The following is a 16,410-nucleotide window of genomic DNA, read 5'->3' as shown; positions in this document are numbered from 1 at the left end:
GCCGCACAGATGACGATGACTGACGCGCCACACTCGCGCCTCCCGCATTCCGCCAGCACGGGCGACGCGCTGCCACAGGCCAAGCCAACTCAGGTGATTACTGCGCCGTTACACGCGGCAGTTGACGCCGCCGCAGCGACACCCGCCGCTACGCTCGAGCGAGATCCGGGCATGCCCGCGAGCACCTGGCGGCTGCGCAGTGACGCGTGGGAGTACCTGCGGTTCGCGGTAAAGCGGCTCGCGCTCGCGGGCGAGGGCGAAGACGCGCTCGCCCAAGACGGTGAGGTGCAGCGGTCGCTGCGCGCCCTCGAAACGATCGAAATGTACTGGGCCGGGTTTGGCCAGCGCTATGTCGCGGCGATCGGCGAACTACTAGAAGCCGGCGATTACAAGACCGCTCTCGACCGCATCGGTCGGGTCGTTAATCGGCTGCGCGCCGAGGTCGATGACGAGCCGCGCGAAGAGTTCTTAGACGCCGACGAGCGGGCCGAACGCGTAGGCGACGCCGACAAACGCCCGAGATTCGAAGTGCTCGTCGTCGATGAGACCACCGAGGCCGAGCGCGACACGATGCGCGCCGAAGGAGGCCGGTTGCGGTCACCGGCCGACGCGTTCATCTACGATTACGTCATCGTCCCGTCGGCCGACGACGCGGTCGCCGCGATCCTCACGAACCCCAATATTCTCGCGGTCGTCGTGCGCCCCGGGTTCACCGAGCGCACTCGCCAGCGGCTGAGCCGCGACCTCTCTGAATCAATCGAGCTCGCGCGCGCAGAGATCGCCCCGGGCCTGGCACCCGAACGTGCGTCGCTCGCGAGCGTGCAGCGCGTGCTCGGCCTCGCCGACACGCTCATCGCGCTGCGCCCCGAACTCGACCTGTACCTCATGGCGGGCGCCCACATCGAGGAGCTCGCGGGCGCCACCACGCGCCGCTTCCGGCGCGTGTTTCGACGCGAAGATCAGCTCGAGCTGCATCTCACACTGCTGCGCCGCGTATCGCACCTCTACGACACACCGTTCTTCACCGCGATTCAGGATCACGCGCGCAGGCCCGTGGGCGTGTTCCACGCGCTACCGGTTGCGCGCGGCGGCTCGGTGATCTCTTCGAAGTGGATACGCGACCTCGGTGACTTCTACGGGCTCAACCTGCTGCTCGCCGAGACAAGTGCCACGTCTGGTGGGCTCGACTCACTGCTCGCGCCCGTGCACACGCTCAAGAAGGCACAAGACCTGGCGGCGCGGGCCTACGGCGCGAAGCACACGTTCTTTGTCACAAACGGCACCTCGACCGCGAACAAGATCGTGCACCAGGCCCTCGTCTCCCCCAACGAAGTGGTGATGGTCGATCGCAACTGTCACAAGTCGCACCACCACGCGGTGATGCTCACGGGCGCGCGCCCCGCCTACCTCGAGGCGTACCCGCTCAACGAGTTTGCGTTCTACGGCGCCGTGCCCATCGACCGCATCAAGCAGATGCTGCTCGACTACCGTGCCGCCGGCCGGCTCGACGAGGTGCGCATGCTCACGCTCACCAACAGCACGTTCGACGGCATCGTCTACGACCCCGAGCGGGTGATGGCCGAGTGCCTCGCCATCAAACCCGACCTGGTGTTCTTGTGGGACGAGGCGTGGTTTGCGTTTGGCGCGTTTCACCCCGTCACCAGGCGCCGCACGGCGATGGCATCTGCGAAGCGTCTCGAGCAGCAGCTCGCCACCTCGGCGCACGAGGCGGCCTATCGCGCACAGCAGGCGCGCCTGTTTGACGAGAACGGAAACCCTGCGCCCGATGCCAACTGGTTAAGTGAGCGGCTCATCCCCTCACCCGACGCGCGGATTCGTGTCTACGCCACGCAGTCCACCCACAAGACGCTCACCGCACTGCGCCAGGGCTCGATGATTCACGTGTACGACCAAGACTGGGGCCGCGAAGCCGAAGAGCCGTTCCATGAGGCGTACATGACGCACACCTCAACATCACCGAACTACCAGATTCTTGCATCGCTCGATATTGGCCGCCGGCAGGTTGAGCTCGAGGGATACGATCTCGTGCAGCAGCAGCTCGACCTCGCGACGAGCCTGTCGCAGGCGATCAGCCGTCACCCGCTCTTGCGTCGCACGTTTAGGGTATTGACCGCCCACGATCTGATCCCTGAAGCGCACCGCCAGGTGGGCCGTCCCATGCCGCTGCGCGACGGACTATCGACCATGTGGGAAGCCTGGTGCACCGACGAGTTCGTCATCGACCCCAGCCGCATCACCATCGAGATCAGTCGCACGGGCGTCGACGGTGACACGTTCAAGCACGAGCACCTCATGGATCGCTACGGCATTCAGGTCAACAAGACGAGCCGCAACACCGCCCTCTTCATGACCAACATCGGCACCTCTCGCAGCGCAATCGCGTACCTCATTGAGGTGCTCGTGAAGCTCGCCGAGAAGTTCGAGGACGAGCGCGAGCAGCGTGACCCCGATCTCACGCGCGCGATCACCGCCGCGATCGATCTGCCCATGCCACCACTGCCCGATTTCAGCTCGTTCTCTGACCACTACTCGACCGACGGCCAGCTGCCCGATGGTGACATGCGGGCCGCGTTCTATCGCGGCCAGCGGCGCAAGAATATTGAGCATGTGCTGCCGGATCAGTTGCGCGCCCGCGTTGCCGCCGGTGAAAAGCCTGTCTCCGCGGGCTTTGTGACGCCTTACCCACCCGGGTTCCCTGTGCTCGTGCCCGGTCAAGTAATCACGGCCGAGATTCTCGCGTTCATGCGGGTGCTCGATACCCGCGAGATTCACGGGTACGACCCGGTGCGCGGTTACCGCGTGCTGCTCGAGGAGTAGGAGTAGCGCGACGGACGGCGGCTTCAGATCTCCGCTTAAGACGGGGGCGTCGCGGCAGGGGTGGGGCGGCCGCCCGTCAGGTCTGCGCGAATCCTCCACGTCACCCTGCGCGCCCCCACCACGTCAACCCGCGCGCAGCCCACCACGTCATCCTGCGCGACGAAGGAGACGCAGGATCCACCCCACCTAGATTCTGCGAGTCGCAAGCTCCCGCAGAATGACCGAGTCGGAGATTCAACGGCTACGTACCTTCGTACTACCTCGCTCCAAAAAGCCAGCAGATCGTCTGCTGCAGTAACCTTGGCGCCGCTAGTAGGCTGAACCCGGTGCGCCGGGCGCAAGACGCGCACTACAAACAACGAGGTTTGAGGAGACAGCATTGGGCGCACACATCGAATCAGTCGACGTCGTGGTCATCGGAGCCGGGTTTGCGGGGCTCACCGCGGCGCGCGAGCTCGGGCAAGCGGGGCTCAAGGTGCTCACGCTCGAGGCGCGCGACCGCATCGGTGGCCGCACCTGGACCGATTACCGTCTCGGCCACGACCTCGAGATGGGTGCCAACTGGATCCACTGGGTGCAACCTCACGTGTGGGCCGAAGCGACCCGCTACAACCGTGAGATCACGCGCAGCCCGGCCGCCGATGAGGCGTACTGGCACGGCCCCGACGGCACCCCGCGCAAGGGTACCCTCGCTGAGTTCATGGCGCTCATCGAAGACGGTCAGCAGCGCATCATTGACGACGTGCGCACCGCGATTCCGCGCGGCGTGGAGCCGACGGTCGGCACGATCCGGCAGCTCGATCACCTGAGCATTCAAGATCGCTTCGATGAGATCGGCCTTGACCCTGAGGCGCGGGCGGCAAACGAGTCGGTGTGGGTGGGGCACGTGAACGCGCCGCTCGCCGAGACCGGACTGTCGAGCGCACTGCGCTGGGTCGCGGCGACCGGCGGCCACTGGCAGCTGATGCACGAGGCGTCGGCAACGTACCGCGTCGTAGACGGGATGCGTGGCTTCACCGACGCGATCGCACACGATGTGCCCGGCGAGATCCAGCTCGGTACGCGGGTGATTTCGGTGACGCAGGAGTCCTCCGAGCTGGGCAGCGAGGCCGTCGTGGTGACTGCAGACGGCGGCCTGATCCGGGCCAAGAAAGTAGTGAGCACGCTGCCCGTCAACGCGATCTCGGGCATTGAGTGGAGCCCCGCGCTGCCCGCGGCCTGGCAGCGGCAAAGCAGCGAGACCGTCGCGTCCCAGGGCACGAAGGTGTGGCTGCGCGCCGAGGGCCACGTGCCGAGATTCTTTGCGTACGCCAGCCAGAGCGACCCGCTCTCGGTGCTCAAGGCCGAGTTCTACTGCAGCGACGAGGCGGGCGACTACACGATTCTGGTCGGCTTCGGCCCCGACCACACGCGCATTGACCAGGACGATCTGGCCGGCGTGCAGGCCGCGGTTGACCGGTTCAGGCCGGGCCTCACGATCACAGAGGTGACCGCGCACGACTGGATGACGGACCCGCTCGCGCGAAACACCTGGATGACTCACCGACCGGGCCAGCTCACCCGCGATCTCGAAGAACTGCGCGAAGCGGCGGGCCACGTGCACTTCGCCACGACCGACAACGCGAACCTGTGGGGCGGGTTCATTGACGGCGCGATCGAGAGCGGCCTGCGCGAGGCCCGCCGCGTCATCGACGCGCTGCAGTAACTCTTCACGACGCCACGCAGATGCCCCAGTTTGTTTGCTTTAGAACACTCCAAAACAAACAAACTGGGGCATCTAAATTCCGATACGGCGGCACACTCGATTTGTTCAAACTCGATTCGTGCGTGCGCTGAGCCTAAAGAGTCGTACCTTGCGGTCATCAGAGATTCGCGTGGAGATGCTCTACGAAGGTGCGAATAGGCTTGTACGCCGGCGCGCTCCACGGGCTGACGGGAATAAACATGACGGTGTCGCGCGTGCGCAGATAGTCGTCGATGTCGAATCGCACTGTCCGCTGGGGGTCATGCTCCGCCCCCTCGATCGCCAAAAGGCAGACACCATGAGTCACACGAACAAAGTTCTTGACCACGATTGTGATTGTCGATGTTGATTCCTGTGTGACCAGTATCTTGCCACCCAAGGAAGCACCCAATTCAGATGCATCGGCGACGATCTGCATGATCTGCTTGTGGGACTTCGTCGTTCCCCTCACAAAGCTCAGCGCATTCATTTTTTCATCAATGCCGGCCATGTCATTCCCCTTCTGCCTTGCGCTGTTCGATGCGCTGTTCAACATTGCTGCGTTTGGCCGCCTGCACCATCTTCTGCCCAACAAACGCGCCCACCGAGCCCACTACAAGCAAGCCCAAGACGAAAGGAAGTTCGCTGGGGTAGTACCCAATAATCACGGCCCATGCGAGGCCCCAAAGTAGCAGCGCTACCCCACACCACATGATCAGGTACCCGGGTATCAGGGATTTTGTGTTCATGATTTCCTTCTCCAATGTGTTGAATGTGTTGTAAGAATTCGTCTCGTGGCCTCCTGAGTCACAAGACGTCTAAAACGAGGAGCCGTTGACAATCTGCGACGGTCAGTGTTTCCCTCACGGCAACCGCGCTGTAGCTGTTGACCACGGACTGGAGCGATGCGTCAGTGTGCATGTCGCGTATACGCCTGACTCCTCCCAGGCTTGCGGCAATGCCAGCGAGACGACGCAACAGATCCGCAACCTTAATCGATACATAAGATCGGCCATGATCACGATCGATTCGTCGCATGCGAGCCGGAGTCAGCCCGTCCACGGGCCAGCTCACAAGCAAGGTTCCACCCGGCCGAGTCGCCCTGGTTGCTCGCTCGAGTACGCGCTTCGGCTCGGTATGCAGATGCAGCACGTTGGTCACCACCGTGACGTCTGCGGCGTCGTCCTGCAGCGAGATGGTTGCGATGTCGCCCATGGTGGCTTCGTCGACCCGGCCAAACACAACCGCCCGTCTCAGCATCGCCGCTGAAGAATCGACGCCGACGACTCGTGTTCCTGGTACTCGAATGCCTGCAGATACTGCGCCTGTGCCGCAACCGAGGTCGAGGACGACGGCAGCACCGCGCGCCCTCGACGCGACTGCACGCCGCATGCTGTCGAGCACCGGTCCGCCACATGCGTGATCATACATTTGCGCATACAGCGTCCAGAACAGGTGTGCCCTGGTTACCAGATAACCCATTTTTCGCCTGGCAATACTAGATAGGCACCGTACCCCAGAACGAGCAACTCGAGGTACCAAATATTAGGTGTGATGACGAACAAGATGATCGCGACAATGACGAGTACAACACCGTACACACGCACGAGCACGTTGCCAGTTGCCTCAGCGACACGCTCCACACTGTCTACCGCAGCACCGGCTTTGCCACCGCGATCTGAGATCTCACTCCAGATCCAACCGATGCCGAAAATTCCCGCGATGACGATAATTCCCCACATCCATTCGGGCATGATCCGTCACCTCAGCCGTCAATGTTTCGGATCGGATCAGAGTCTGAGCCCACGGTGCTGCAGTACAGTTTCGCGGACTGCTGGAAAAGAATGACCTTGCCATTGGCCGGGTCTGAATCGCCCTTCTCGTTCTGGAAGTTTCGGATCACCTGCTTTTGATCGTCTGATCCCATTGCAAGATACTCACTGCAAGTTGTGTCGCCGCCGCCGACAGCAGAACCGCTGCAGCCTGCGAGCGTCAGTCCCAGCGCCGCTGCAAACAGGATCCCCATTGCCCGTGCACCAGTTGAAACAGCCATGTCAAAGTCCTTTCCCCTAGTGGGAGCCTCTGTACGTTGACCACCCACAAATTAGATTCAGTTCGAGCCGTTGTAGTTCTTCACGGCTCATCCTCAGCTAAGCAAGCAGAAGCATCCCATGGGTGTGCTTCGTGATCGAAGTAGTGGTTTCAGGAAATTCCGAACAAGAATCCCCCACCCGGGCGCGCTACGCATCGCGTTACGCCCGGGTGGGGGAGCTCACACGTCTCAAATGATTTGGGGGCACTTCACGCAAATAAGGCGTTGTTACTGTGTAGCGCTCGCAAGCCCATTTTGGTCGGCCGTAAAACAGACTCCGCCTGTCTCAACATCGGTGTTGGGAAACTTCTGAATGTCGTCGATTACACCGCTCGCAACGTCATAGCGCTGCATCTCGGTGGCACACGCTTCTTGGTTGACCGCGAGATAGAACATCGCTGTGCCATCACCGTAGCCTGGGTACCCGTGCTCCTTACTCCACACTTCGGTTGCTCGCACCGCGTCCACTCCCACTACCCTGCTGTCTTGTGCCACATTGGTGTTCAGCACGCCATCGAGTAGCACGGCAACAACTCCGTGATCTGAACGACCAGCGATAGAGGCTGTGTGCTCCCCTCCACGAAGAATCCTGGTGCGAGACAGTTCCTGCGGGTCCGCTGTCGCGCTAATCCCCAGCACATAGGTCACGAACTCGTCCTCGGTGTATCCGCGATAGTGCATGGTGTGCGTCGCCTGCACCACCCCAACGAATAAAGGCTCATCGCCGTCATAGGTGTAGGAGTACTGTTCAGCCGTGATCTTGTAGTTGTCGCGATCAGGTAGTGCTACGAGGTCCGGCCCGGTGCCGAGTAATTGGTTCGCGTCAAGCCTGGCAATCGTGCCATCAGGCAGTTTCACATCACCAGAGCCAGTCATGCCAAAATCGGTGCTCACGCGCTCAGGCAGTTCAAAAGGCCCTACTGCTGCCCATTCCGTGGTCGTGCTGGCGTTCGATTCCACCTCACCGGGTTGGTTGTCTGCACATCCTGCAAGCAGCAACGCACCGGTCGCGAATAACGCGGCCAGTGCGAGCGTTGATCGGGGCCGGCCAGTTACTAGATGCATAGCTGCGGCCCAAGCTCTTCGGTCTTCCCGTCCACCATGATGGTTGCCAGACCGCAAATTCGTGCTGCCGTGTCTGGTTCAATAATCATTGGAGTGTACAGCGATTGCAGCCCAATGTCAGTGCGTGATTGAGCTCTCGTGCTTTGCGGATCGTCAAGCGGCCAGACGCGCATGGACATCGTATTTCCATCAGTTTCGCCGTCGTATCTCGTTACCCGCCCCCACACCGCCATGCAGTCGTTCGAATACATCAGCTGCACGTGCACCTGATTGTCGAGTCTTGCTTCAGAGGCTGCGATGACGGCATCGTCACGGCACGAGGTGAGCATCGGGTCGATCCCGTTGGCCGGTTCAGAAAGATGTCGGCCACCCTCGGCCAGAGCAGGTTCGCTGGCACCAAACCCGTTCATCGTGACGACCGTGCCGAATACTCCTAACACTGCGGCAACCGCGGCAATAAGGGCTGTCTGAAGGAGTGAGAACCGGCGTGACCGATCCATTGATTCTGGCGCAGGATCTAGAACCGTGCTTCGTGGCGCGAGTGCGTTTCTTCGGCTTCTCCACGTCTTTGGGTCGCCGCCGAACAAGCCGACGAGCTTGAGGACGGTGTTCTCTGTCGGAAGCGACTTGCCAGAAAGCGCGACTGAAATCACGCTCTTAGAGACTCCGGTCTGGTTGCTAATTGCCGCGAGCGTTGGGTTGCCCGCTGCAGTCTTGAGGTCTCGCAACCCCTCCGCGAACGCCTCTACCGTGTCGACGGGTTCCCCTAGATTGGCGCCGGACTGCGGCGCAGTCGAATTCGACATTCATCCTCCCCATGACGAGTTCAAAACCTCGAACGCTTGTGTTCGGCTATCAAAACACGATGTTTTGCCTACTTGAGCAACCATATATTGATCCAAGAAAGCGAATGCCGTTGCCAGGGATATTCCAGTCGTTGCCCTGGAGTTTTGGCACCAATACAAGGATCCCGATATTTCGTTCGATGGCCGAACGAACCTCCTTGCGTAAGTTTTGTCGAGAGCGGCCTGCGCGAGGCCCGCCGATAGGTAGCCGCTCACAGATGGGACAGTTTGTACGCGTCAGAAGGGTCTAAAGCGCACAAACTGTCCCATCTGTTGCGTGGAGTGGCACAAGCGGCCACGGGCCGTCGCGCGGCCCACCCGATCCGATCAGGAGCGGTCCGACTACTGCGCGTGCACCACGCGGCCGTCGACCACCGTCAACACGAACGGAATCTCAGGCAGCTCGTCTGTCGAGGCCTCGACCGGGTCGCTCCCCCACACCGTGAGGTCGCCCACCGCTCCCACCTCGAGTACGCCGCGGTCTGAGAATCCTCGAGCCAGCGCGGGCCACAGCGTGTACGCAAAGAGGGCTTCTTCGCCGGTGAGGCACTGATCCGGCTCGAACACATGGGCCGCAGAGTTACCGGGCGTGTGCCGCCCACGCGCCCAGGCCATACCGAGCCGGGGGTCGTACTGCGCGACCGGCCAGTCAGAGCCGAGGGTCACAGTGACGCCCGCGTTGAGCACGTCGCGCACGCGGTAGCCGGTGGCGGCGCGCTCTCCCAGGCGCTTCGCCCAGGGGTCGCTGTCGTCGGCCGCGCGCCACTGCATGTGCAGCGGCTGCATCGACGCGGTGACGCGGCTCGATGAAGCTCCGCCAAAGCCGCGCAGCTGCTCAATGTCTGAGTCAGAGAGCACCTCGAGGTGCTCGATCGAGTGTGCGGGGAGGCCCGGCCTAGCGGGTAGTGCGCCGTAGACGTCGAGCACGCGGCTCACCGCGTAGTCGCCCACGGCGTGCGTCGCGATCAGCATGCCAGCGTCGTGGTAGGCGCGCACGACCTCTTCGAACCTCGCCCACGACGGCCAAAACGCGGCGCGGCCGTCGCCGCATGCGTCGGCCTCGTGCAGCCAGGCGGTGCCCGTGTCGATCACGCCGTCGCTAAACAGTTTGATTGCATTCTGGTCCCAGAGCCGCCCGGCCGTGCCACGGGCGGCAATGCGAGCAGCCACGTGAATGTCGGTGTCACCGACGGCGTGCCAGTGGTGCACGGTGAGGCGTTGGTCGAGCTCGCCACGCGATTCGAGCTCGGCAAGCAAGGTAGCGGTCGCGGGCTTACCATCCATGACGGCGCCGCCGGTGAGGCCAACAGCGGCGAGAGAGCGCAGCATGTCGCGCAGCGCATCGCGCTCGTCGTCGTGGGAGCGCGTGGGCGCCGCCGCAAACAGCAGGTTGTAGGCGCTCGGCTCGCGCAGCATGCCCGTGGGCTTGCCCTCGGAGTCGACCACGATCTCGCTCGCGTCGGCAAACTCGCGCGTGCCCGTAATACCGGCCGCCGCGAGCGCCGGGCCCGTGCCCAGCGCGGTGTGCAGGTCGTAGCAGATGAGCGCGACGGCCCGGCCCGGGGCGGCGCTTTCGATCAGGTCGCCGCGCATGCCGGTTTCTTCGAACGGCGCGTAATCAAGGTTCCAGCCGCGAAGCCAGGCACCCTCGGGCAGCCGCTCGTGCTCTGCGGCGAGCGCCTCGCGCAGCTGCTCGATGGTGACGAGCCCGGCGAGGTCGATGCCCGCGGTGACGTCTGCCGCCCAGTGCGGGTGGGTGTGTGAGTCGAAGAGGCCGGGGGTGACAGTCGCGCCCGCGACGTCTCGCACCTCAATGCCGAAGGCGGCGGCGCGCTCACGCACCTCGTCATCGCTGCCGATGAGGGTGATGCGACCGCCCTCTACGAGCAGCGCGGTGGCGTCGCATGCGCGCCCCAGGTGGGCGTTGCTGCGCAGGTTTGCGCCGGTGATGGCGAGCGAGCCGCCCGCGGCGGCGAGCTCGGCGCCACTACCCGCGGCGGTATCGATGTCGTTGCCGTTCAAGGTCATCAGCTGCTCCTCGTGTGTCTGGTGGTCTCAGTGCCGGCCAATGGCGCTGTAGCCGGTACGGGTGGTCACGCCCCGAAACCGTGCCGGGTTCCAGTGGCGCTGAAACTCGGGGTCGCCCGCGCCGCCCTCAACGAGGTCGGTGAGATACTGCCCCATAAACGCAGCGTACTTGAACCCCTCGCCCGAGTCACCGCAGGCGAGCACAACGTTCGAATGCACGCGGCCGACGACGAAGTCGCCGTCGCCCGAGTCCGTCCACGTGCACACCTGTGTGGCGAGCACGTACGGTTCAATCGCGGTGAGATCACGCGCGACGCGCGCGCGGATGATCTCGGTGCGCTCTGGCACCGCGGCGCGGTCGAGGTCTTCACCCAGCGTGCCGCCCGCGAGCGGCCGCAGCGGCTGGTCGAGGCCGACCTTGTACCCGCGCTCTGCGTCTGGCATCGCGTAGATGCCCGGCGCGTCACCGATCGGGCAGTCCACGAGCCCCGGCAGCGCCGGCGCGGGCCACTCGGGCGGCTGCGCGGCGGGCGACCCCAGGTGCACCACCTGTTCGATGTAGGGCGTGAGCGGCAGCTCGAGGCCCAGCCCCGGTAGCAGCTCGCGCGTGCCGGGGCCCGCGGCGACGAGCACCTGCTCGGCCTCGAGCACTTCGCCGCCCGCGATCTGCACGCGCGCGGCGCGCGGCGCGGTCCCTGCAGCATGATCCGGATCAATGCCGGTCACCCGTGTCGCGGGCCGGTAGTCGCCGCCCGCAGCGATGAACGCGGCGAGCGCGCCCGCAAGCAGCCTGTCGGCGTGCACGACCCCTGCCTGTTCGACCCACAGGGCCGGGCGCCCGTCTGGGCGCAGGCCGGGAAACGCGTCGCCCACCTGGGCGGGGGCGAGGCGTTCGACCGGCTGGCCGATTGACGCGAGCGCCGCCGCGACCGCTGGCAGTGATTCGTCGTCACGCCACACGAGTCCGGTCGTGCTGTGGATGGAGGCACCGAGGCGCTCACCCAACCGCTCCATGGCGGTGCGTGTGGCGATCATGCCACGCGCCCGCCACGCTTGCGTGTCGGCGAGCCGCCACAGGCGTGAGCTGCCGCCGCTTGACGCGTACGGGCTGCCGGGTGCGAAGCGTTCGATGAGGGTGACGTGCCAGCCACGGTCTTGGAGTTCGAGGGCGGCCGGGAGCCCCCAGGCCCCCGCGCCCACGACGATCGCTCGAGAGTGCGTCATGTTGACTTCGGTTTAGTCCTGGATCGTCGTGTAGTGCTTGCGCAACGGTTCGGTGACGTGCCAGGTGCCCTCCCAGCCCGACGGCATCACCATGATGTCGCCTGGGCCAAACTCGATATCTGCCTCGCCCGCCACCTCGACGGTGACACGGCCCGAGAGGATCGTGCAGATCTCGGTGTAGCCCTCGCGGTGCGCGGTGAAGCTGCCCGTGGTGCACTCCCAGAGGCCCGTGTCGATATTGCCGGCTTGCCACACGCTCGTGCCAGCCTCGGTGAGGCCCGCGGTCGTGGCCGTGGGTTTAGGCGCGTGCGGGCCGAGGTCTTGCGCTGCGGTGTCGTGGGCTCCGATGGTGGGTATCTGGGTCATTGCTGCTCCTTTGCAACGGGATGGATTGATGGGTGGATTGATGGGTGGATTGATGGGTGGATTCTGCGACTCGTTCCTCGCGCAGAATGACGTTTGTGTTTTGAGGCGCAGTGCTAGCTGCGGCCAGTCACGATGTCTGCGAGGTGCGCGATGGGCGACGTTTTCTGCTTACCGCCCAGCTCTTGCTTGTCTGCGAACCCGTAGGCTGCGTAGAGGCCCTTCGTCGCGATCCAGCGCAGCGGCTCGGGCTCCCACTTGCGTACGCGGTGGTTCACCCACGGCAGCCCCGCGATCTCGGTGTCGTTGCCGAGGATCAGGTCGGTGATGGTGCGGGCCGCGAGGTTCGTCGATGTGACCCCCGTGCCCACGTAGCCGCCGCCCCAAGCGATGCCGGTCTGCTTATCGAGGCCCACCGTGGCGGCCCAGTCGCGCGGCACGCCCAGCACGCCCGACCACACATGATCGATCTGTGCGCCGCGGGTCGCCGGGAAGAACCGGTTCATGATCTCATTCAGGGTGTGCGCGGTTGAAGCGGGGGTCTGCCCGTCGGTGTCGGTCTTTGAACCAAACTTGTAGGGGACGCCGCGGCCGCCGATTGCGATGCGGTCGTCGGCGGTGCGCTGCGCATACATGTACACGTGCGCGAAGTCGCCGAGCACCTCGCCCTTGTTCCAGTTCAGCTCGTCCCACACCTCTGCGGAGAGCGGTTCGGTTGCGATCAGCGACGAGTTCATGGGCAGCCACAGCCGGTGCAGCCCCTTGAGGTTGGCGGTGAAGCCCTCTGTTGCCCGCACAATGTACTCGGCCGATACCGTGCCGTGCGTCGTGATGACGCTGTGCGGGGCGATCTCGACGACGCGTGTGCGCTCGTAGATCTCAACGCCCAGTCGCTCGCACGCCTCGGCGAGACCGCTCACGAGCTTGGCGGGCTGAATGCGCGCGGCGTGCGGGTGCCACACCGCGGCGCGGGTGCCCGTGACGTTGATCTTGGCCTTCGCTTCGGCCGCTTCGAGGAGTTCAAGGTCGGTGTAGCGCCACGACTGCTCTTCGGCTGCGAAGGCTCGAATGCGCGCCTCCTGCGCGGGCGTGTAGGCGACGTTAAACTCGCCGCCCTTCTTAATGTCGGCGTCAATGCCCTCGGCTTCAGTGACCCGGATCACCTCGTCGACGGTCTCGTTCATGGCACGTTGAAACCGCTCAGCGGCGTCGCGGCCGTGGGTGGGCTCGTACTGGGCGCGCCCACCCGTCATGGCCGAGGTGAGCCAGCCGCCATTGCGACCCGATGCGCCGTACCCCACGTGCTTCTCTTCGACGACGACGACCCGCAGCTCGGGCTTCGCCTGCTTCAGGTAGTACGCGGTCCACAGCCCCGTGTACCCGGCGCCCACGATCGCGACGTCGGCTGCGAGATACCCGGGCAGCTCGGGGCGCGACTTGGGTGAACCGATTTGTTGCCACCAGTGCGAGACGTTGCCGTTGATCATCGTTGATTCCTTTGCGAGGTGTACTGCTGTAAATGATGCATGTTCTGTGCCCGCTTAGAGGGCAAACTGCGAGGCGAGTGTGGGGCGCCAGCTCAGCCAGGCCTCAGCGTTATCGCCGCTGAGCCACGGAAGCTGTTCGCTGCCGCGCACAACCCCGGTGCTGCCGTCTGGCAGTACAATCTCGTACTTCCAACCCGACCCCAGGTAGATCGCCTGCCGCACGGTAACCGGCACAGCCGCCTGACCGGCGCCAGCTTCTGCCGCCGACGCATGCAGCAGCCCGTGCTCGGGGCGCACCACCGTCACCGCCCGACCGTCGTCGCTCTCAACCTTCGTCGATTCGCCGATGAACCCCGCGACGAACAGTGACGCCGGCTTCTCGTACAGCTCTTTCGAGGTGCCGACCTGTTCGATGCGGCCCTCGTTGAACACGGCGATGCGGTCTGAGAGTGTCAGGGCTTCTTCTTGGTCGTGCGTCACGAAAATGAATGTGCGCCCCACCTCGCGGTGTACGCGCCGAAGCTCGAGCTGCAGACGCTCGCGCAACTGCTTATCGAGCGCACCGAGTGGCTCGTCAAGCAGCAGCACCTTCGGTTCAAACACGAGGGCGCGTGCGAGGGCAACGCGCTGCTGCTGTCCGCCCGAGAGTTCCTTCGGGTAGCGGTCTTCGTAGCCCGCGAGCCCGGCGGTGACAAGCGCCGCGCTCGCCAGCTTCGCCGCCTCGGCCTTGCCGACCTTGCGCTGGCGCAGCGGAAACGCGACGTTGTCACCCACGGTGAGGTGCGGGAAGAGGGCGTAGTGCTGGAACACGATGCCGAGACCCCGCTTGTGCACGGGCACGTCGTCCATGCGTCGGCCGTCGATTTCGACGTAGCCCGTCGTGAGGTCGGTGAACCCGGCGATGAGGTTGAGCGTCGTGGTCTTGCCCGAGCCTGAAGGCCCGAGGAAGGTCATGAACTCCCCCGCCTTGACGTCAAGCGACACATCATCGAGGGCGATGGACTTGGGGTAGTGCTTCGAGACGCCCGAGAGTCGAATCTCGGCGCCACGCTGGCTATGCTTTTCGGCCACGGTTTTTCCTTCCGGTCAGCACGAGCGCCCCGAGAACGAGCGTCGTGGTGAGCACGAGAATGACGGTCGCGGCGGCCGCGAGCGTCGGGTCGGTATCGCGAGTCACACTCGCATACATGAGAACGGGGAGAGTGTTGAGGTAGGGGCTCTTAATAAACAGAGACAGCACCACCTCGTCAAACGAGGTCACGAACGCGAAGAGCGCGCCCGAGACGAGCCCTGGAATAATGTTGGGCAGGGTGACCTTGAAGAACGTCGCCAGCCGCCCGGCACCGAGGCTCAACGCGGCAAGTTCAAGCCGGTCATCGAACCCGGCAAACCCGGCGGTAATAGCGATCACCGTGAACGGCAGCGCAAGCACGGTGTGCGCAAACACGAAGCCCGCGACGGTGCCCACCAGGCCGAGCTTCAAGAACACGGCGTAAATGCCGATCGCCACCACGATCCCGGGCACGACCATGGGCGTGAGCAGCCCGATCCGGAGCGAAGAGGACAGTTTCTTGCTGGTGAGCGCGCGCAGGCCGAGCGCCGAAAGCAGGCCGAGCACGGTCGCGAGCAGCGCGACCAGGAGGCCGATGAGCAGCGAGTTTGACAGTGCCGCCGTCCATGCCGGGTTCGTGAAGAACGACTCGTACCAGCGCAGCGACCAGCTCTCTGGCGGGAAGACGAACGAGGCTTTGCCTGTGAAGCTGAGCGGAATAACGACGAGGGTGGGCGCGATGAGCCAGAGTGCCACGATCATGCTGATCGTCCACAGGACTACGCGTGTGAGTGGGCGAATGCGAATCATCTAGAACACCTCCACGGCGAGACCCTTGCGCTTCGCTGAGCGCACGACGAGGGCTATGAGGCCCAGCATCACGAAAGTTGACACGAGCAGGATCACGCCGAGCGCACCGCCGCGGCCCCACTGCAGCAGACTGCTGACTTGGGCGTAGATCGCTTGTGCGAGCATGCTGTCGGAGGGCGACCCGAGCAGCGCAGGGGTGACGTAGAATCCGAGCGCCTGGATGAACACCATGAGCGCGCCAGCCGCGATGCCGGGAATCGACAGCGGCAAAAACACGCGCAAGAACGCGATCGAGGGGCGCGCACCGAGCGACCTGGCGGCGGTCACGAGGCGGCCGTCGATGCCGCTCATGACGGCGTACAGCGGCAGCACCATGAACGGCATGAGCACCTGGCTGAGGCCAATCATCACGCCCGTGTTTGACCGCAGCAGCTGCATCGGGCCAATGCCCACGGCCTCGAGGATCGTGTTGATGACGCCCGAGTCTTGCAGCAGCACGATCCACGCGAACGTGCGCACCATGAGCGAGGTCCAGAACGGGATCAGCGAGATCACGACGAGCGCGGTGCGGGCTTTGGGCCCCACCACCGTCATGAGAAAGGCGTAGGGGTAGGCCAGCAGCAAGCAGATGAGCGTGGCGAGAAACGCGTTACCAAAGGTGCGCGCGAGGATCTGCAGGTTCTGCGGGTTCTGCAGCGCCCACTCGTAGTTGCCAAACCCGAGCGTCGGGTCGCTCACGCTGCGCCACATGCTCTCGAACACGGGGTAGGCGAACACTCCGAGCAGCAGCGCGTACGCCGGCAGCAGGAGGAGCAGGGCCCGCAGTGGTGCGCGGCGCGAGGTGTTCGCCCCGCGCACCACGGGTAGGTTGGTGGTTGTCACGA

16 protein-coding genes are annotated in these 16,410 nt (G+C 64.2%); 2 read left to right on the top strand and 14 right to left on the bottom strand.

Translation table 11 applies throughout. The features are described from left to right. The first annotated feature begins 171 nt into the window (after positions 1 to 171). Positions 172 to 2,838, top strand: coding sequence for an aminotransferase class I/II-fold pyridoxal phosphate-dependent enzyme (locus tag ACXR2W_RS08535; protein ID WP_458814535.1), 2,667 nt, complete (start codon positions 172 to 174; stop codon positions 2,836 to 2,838). A gap of 379 nt (positions 2,839 to 3,217) precedes the next feature. Continuing rightward, positions 3,218 to 4,543: a flavin monoamine oxidase family protein gene (locus tag ACXR2W_RS08530; protein ID WP_458814495.1), complete on the top strand. Its 1,326-nt coding sequence runs from the start codon at positions 3,218 to 3,220 to the stop codon at positions 4,541 to 4,543. Positions 4,544 to 4,700: 157 nt separating this feature from the next. On the opposite strand, the gene ACXR2W_RS08525 is transcribed toward ACXR2W_RS08530, so the two are convergent. The 14 genes from ACXR2W_RS08525 to ACXR2W_RS08460 form a co-directional block, all read right to left on the bottom strand. Continuing rightward, positions 4,701 to 5,072 (bottom strand): hypothetical protein, encoded by a 372-nt coding sequence (locus tag ACXR2W_RS08525; protein ID WP_458814497.1) that lies wholly within the window; start codon positions 5,070 to 5,072, stop codon positions 4,701 to 4,703. 1 nt (position 5,073) lies between these two features. Continuing rightward, entirely contained in the window at positions 5,074 to 5,310 is a 237-nt protein-coding gene (locus ACXR2W_RS08520; protein WP_458814499.1) for a hypothetical protein, read from the bottom strand. A 58-nt stretch (positions 5,311 to 5,368) separates the two neighbouring features. Continuing rightward, positions 5,369 to 5,992 carry a class I SAM-dependent methyltransferase gene (locus ACXR2W_RS08515; RefSeq protein ID WP_458814501.1) on the bottom strand — a complete coding sequence of 208 codons (624 nt, stop codon included), beginning with the start codon at positions 5,990 to 5,992 and terminating at the stop codon, positions 5,369 to 5,371. A gap of 35 nt (positions 5,993 to 6,027) precedes the next feature. Further along, positions 6,028 to 6,315, bottom strand: coding sequence for a hypothetical protein (locus ACXR2W_RS08510; protein WP_458814503.1), 288 nt, complete (start codon positions 6,313 to 6,315; stop codon positions 6,028 to 6,030). An 11-nt stretch (positions 6,316 to 6,326) separates the two neighbouring features. Continuing rightward, entirely contained in the window at positions 6,327 to 6,614 is a 288-nt protein-coding gene (locus tag ACXR2W_RS08505) for a hypothetical protein (protein WP_458814505.1), read from the bottom strand. A 267-nt stretch (positions 6,615 to 6,881) separates the two neighbouring features. Continuing rightward, positions 6,882 to 7,547: a hypothetical protein gene (locus ACXR2W_RS08500; RefSeq protein ID WP_489948841.1), complete on the bottom strand. Its 666-nt coding sequence runs from the start codon at positions 7,545 to 7,547 to the stop codon at positions 6,882 to 6,884. A gap of 161 nt (positions 7,548 to 7,708) precedes the next feature. Next, positions 7,709 to 8,524, bottom strand: coding sequence for a DUF2690 domain-containing protein (locus tag ACXR2W_RS08495; RefSeq protein WP_458814509.1), 816 nt, complete (start codon positions 8,522 to 8,524; stop codon positions 7,709 to 7,711). Between the two features lie 381 nt (positions 8,525 to 8,905). Next, entirely contained in the window at positions 8,906 to 10,591 is a 1,686-nt protein-coding gene (locus ACXR2W_RS08490; protein WP_458814511.1) for an amidohydrolase, read from the bottom strand. A 27-nt stretch (positions 10,592 to 10,618) separates the two neighbouring features. Then, on the bottom strand, positions 10,619 to 11,815 hold the full coding sequence (locus ACXR2W_RS08485; RefSeq protein ID WP_458814513.1) for an NAD(P)/FAD-dependent oxidoreductase: 1,197 nt from the start codon (positions 11,813 to 11,815) through the stop codon (positions 10,619 to 10,621). Positions 11,816 to 11,827: 12 nt separating this feature from the next. Beyond that, entirely contained in the window at positions 11,828 to 12,181 is a 354-nt protein-coding gene (locus ACXR2W_RS08480; RefSeq protein ID WP_458814515.1) for a cupin domain-containing protein, read from the bottom strand. Between the two features lie 113 nt (positions 12,182 to 12,294). Further along, positions 12,295 to 13,665 carry an NAD(P)/FAD-dependent oxidoreductase gene (locus ACXR2W_RS08475; protein ID WP_458814517.1) on the bottom strand — a complete coding sequence of 457 codons (1,371 nt, stop codon included), beginning with the start codon at positions 13,663 to 13,665 and terminating at the stop codon, positions 12,295 to 12,297. Positions 13,666 to 13,719: 54 nt separating this feature from the next. Then, positions 13,720 to 14,736: an ABC transporter ATP-binding protein gene (locus ACXR2W_RS08470; protein WP_458814519.1), complete on the bottom strand. Its 1,017-nt coding sequence runs from the start codon at positions 14,734 to 14,736 to the stop codon at positions 13,720 to 13,722. Then, positions 14,720 to 15,526, bottom strand: coding sequence for an ABC transporter permease (locus ACXR2W_RS08465; RefSeq protein ID WP_458814522.1), 807 nt, complete (start codon positions 15,524 to 15,526; stop codon positions 14,720 to 14,722). The genes ACXR2W_RS08470 and ACXR2W_RS08465 overlap by 17 nt, the downstream gene beginning before the upstream one ends. Beyond that, positions 15,527 to 16,408 (bottom strand): ABC transporter permease, encoded by an 882-nt coding sequence (locus ACXR2W_RS08460; RefSeq protein WP_458814524.1) that lies wholly within the window; start codon positions 16,406 to 16,408, stop codon positions 15,527 to 15,529. Positions 16,409 to 16,410 lie beyond the last annotated feature (2 nt).

The organism is Leucobacter faecis (genome assembly GCF_054456695.2).
Note: the sequence above shows the minus strand (reverse complement) of the source record. Positions and strands in the feature narration are given on the sequence as shown.

Coding starts and splice junctions, on each gene's coding strand:
- ACXR2W_RS08535 (WP_458814535.1), top strand. CDS start 172: ATGCCCGCGAGCACCTGGCGGCTGCGCAGTGACGCGTGGGAGTACCTG.
- ACXR2W_RS08525 (WP_458814497.1), bottom strand. CDS start 5,072: ATGGCCGGCATTGATGAAAAAATGAATGCGCTGAGCTTTGTGAGGGGA.
- ACXR2W_RS08520 (WP_458814499.1), bottom strand. CDS start 5,310: ATGAACACAAAATCCCTGATACCCGGGTACCTGATCATGTGGTGTGGG.
- ACXR2W_RS08515 (WP_458814501.1), bottom strand. CDS start 5,992: ATGTATGATCACGCATGTGGCGGACCGGTGCTCGACAGCATGCGGCGT.
- ACXR2W_RS08510 (WP_458814503.1), bottom strand. CDS start 6,315: ATGCCCGAATGGATGTGGGGAATTATCGTCATCGCGGGAATTTTCGGC.
- ACXR2W_RS08505 (WP_458814505.1), bottom strand. CDS start 6,614: ATGGCTGTTTCAACTGGTGCACGGGCAATGGGGATCCTGTTTGCAGCG.
- ACXR2W_RS08495 (WP_458814509.1), bottom strand. CDS start 8,524: ATGTCGAATTCGACTGCGCCGCAGTCCGGCGCCAATCTAGGGGAACCC.
- ACXR2W_RS08490 (WP_458814511.1), bottom strand. CDS start 10,591: ATGACCTTGAACGGCAACGACATCGATACCGCCGCGGGTAGTGGCGCC.
- ACXR2W_RS08485 (WP_458814513.1), bottom strand. CDS start 11,815: ATGACGCACTCTCGAGCGATCGTCGTGGGCGCGGGGGCCTGGGGGCTC.
- ACXR2W_RS08480 (WP_458814515.1), bottom strand. CDS start 12,181: ATGACCCAGATACCCACCATCGGAGCCCACGACACCGCAGCGCAAGAC.
- ACXR2W_RS08475 (WP_458814517.1), bottom strand. CDS start 13,665: ATGATCAACGGCAACGTCTCGCACTGGTGGCAACAAATCGGTTCACCC.
- ACXR2W_RS08465 (WP_458814522.1), bottom strand. CDS start 15,526: ATGATTCGCATTCGCCCACTCACACGCGTAGTCCTGTGGACGATCAGC.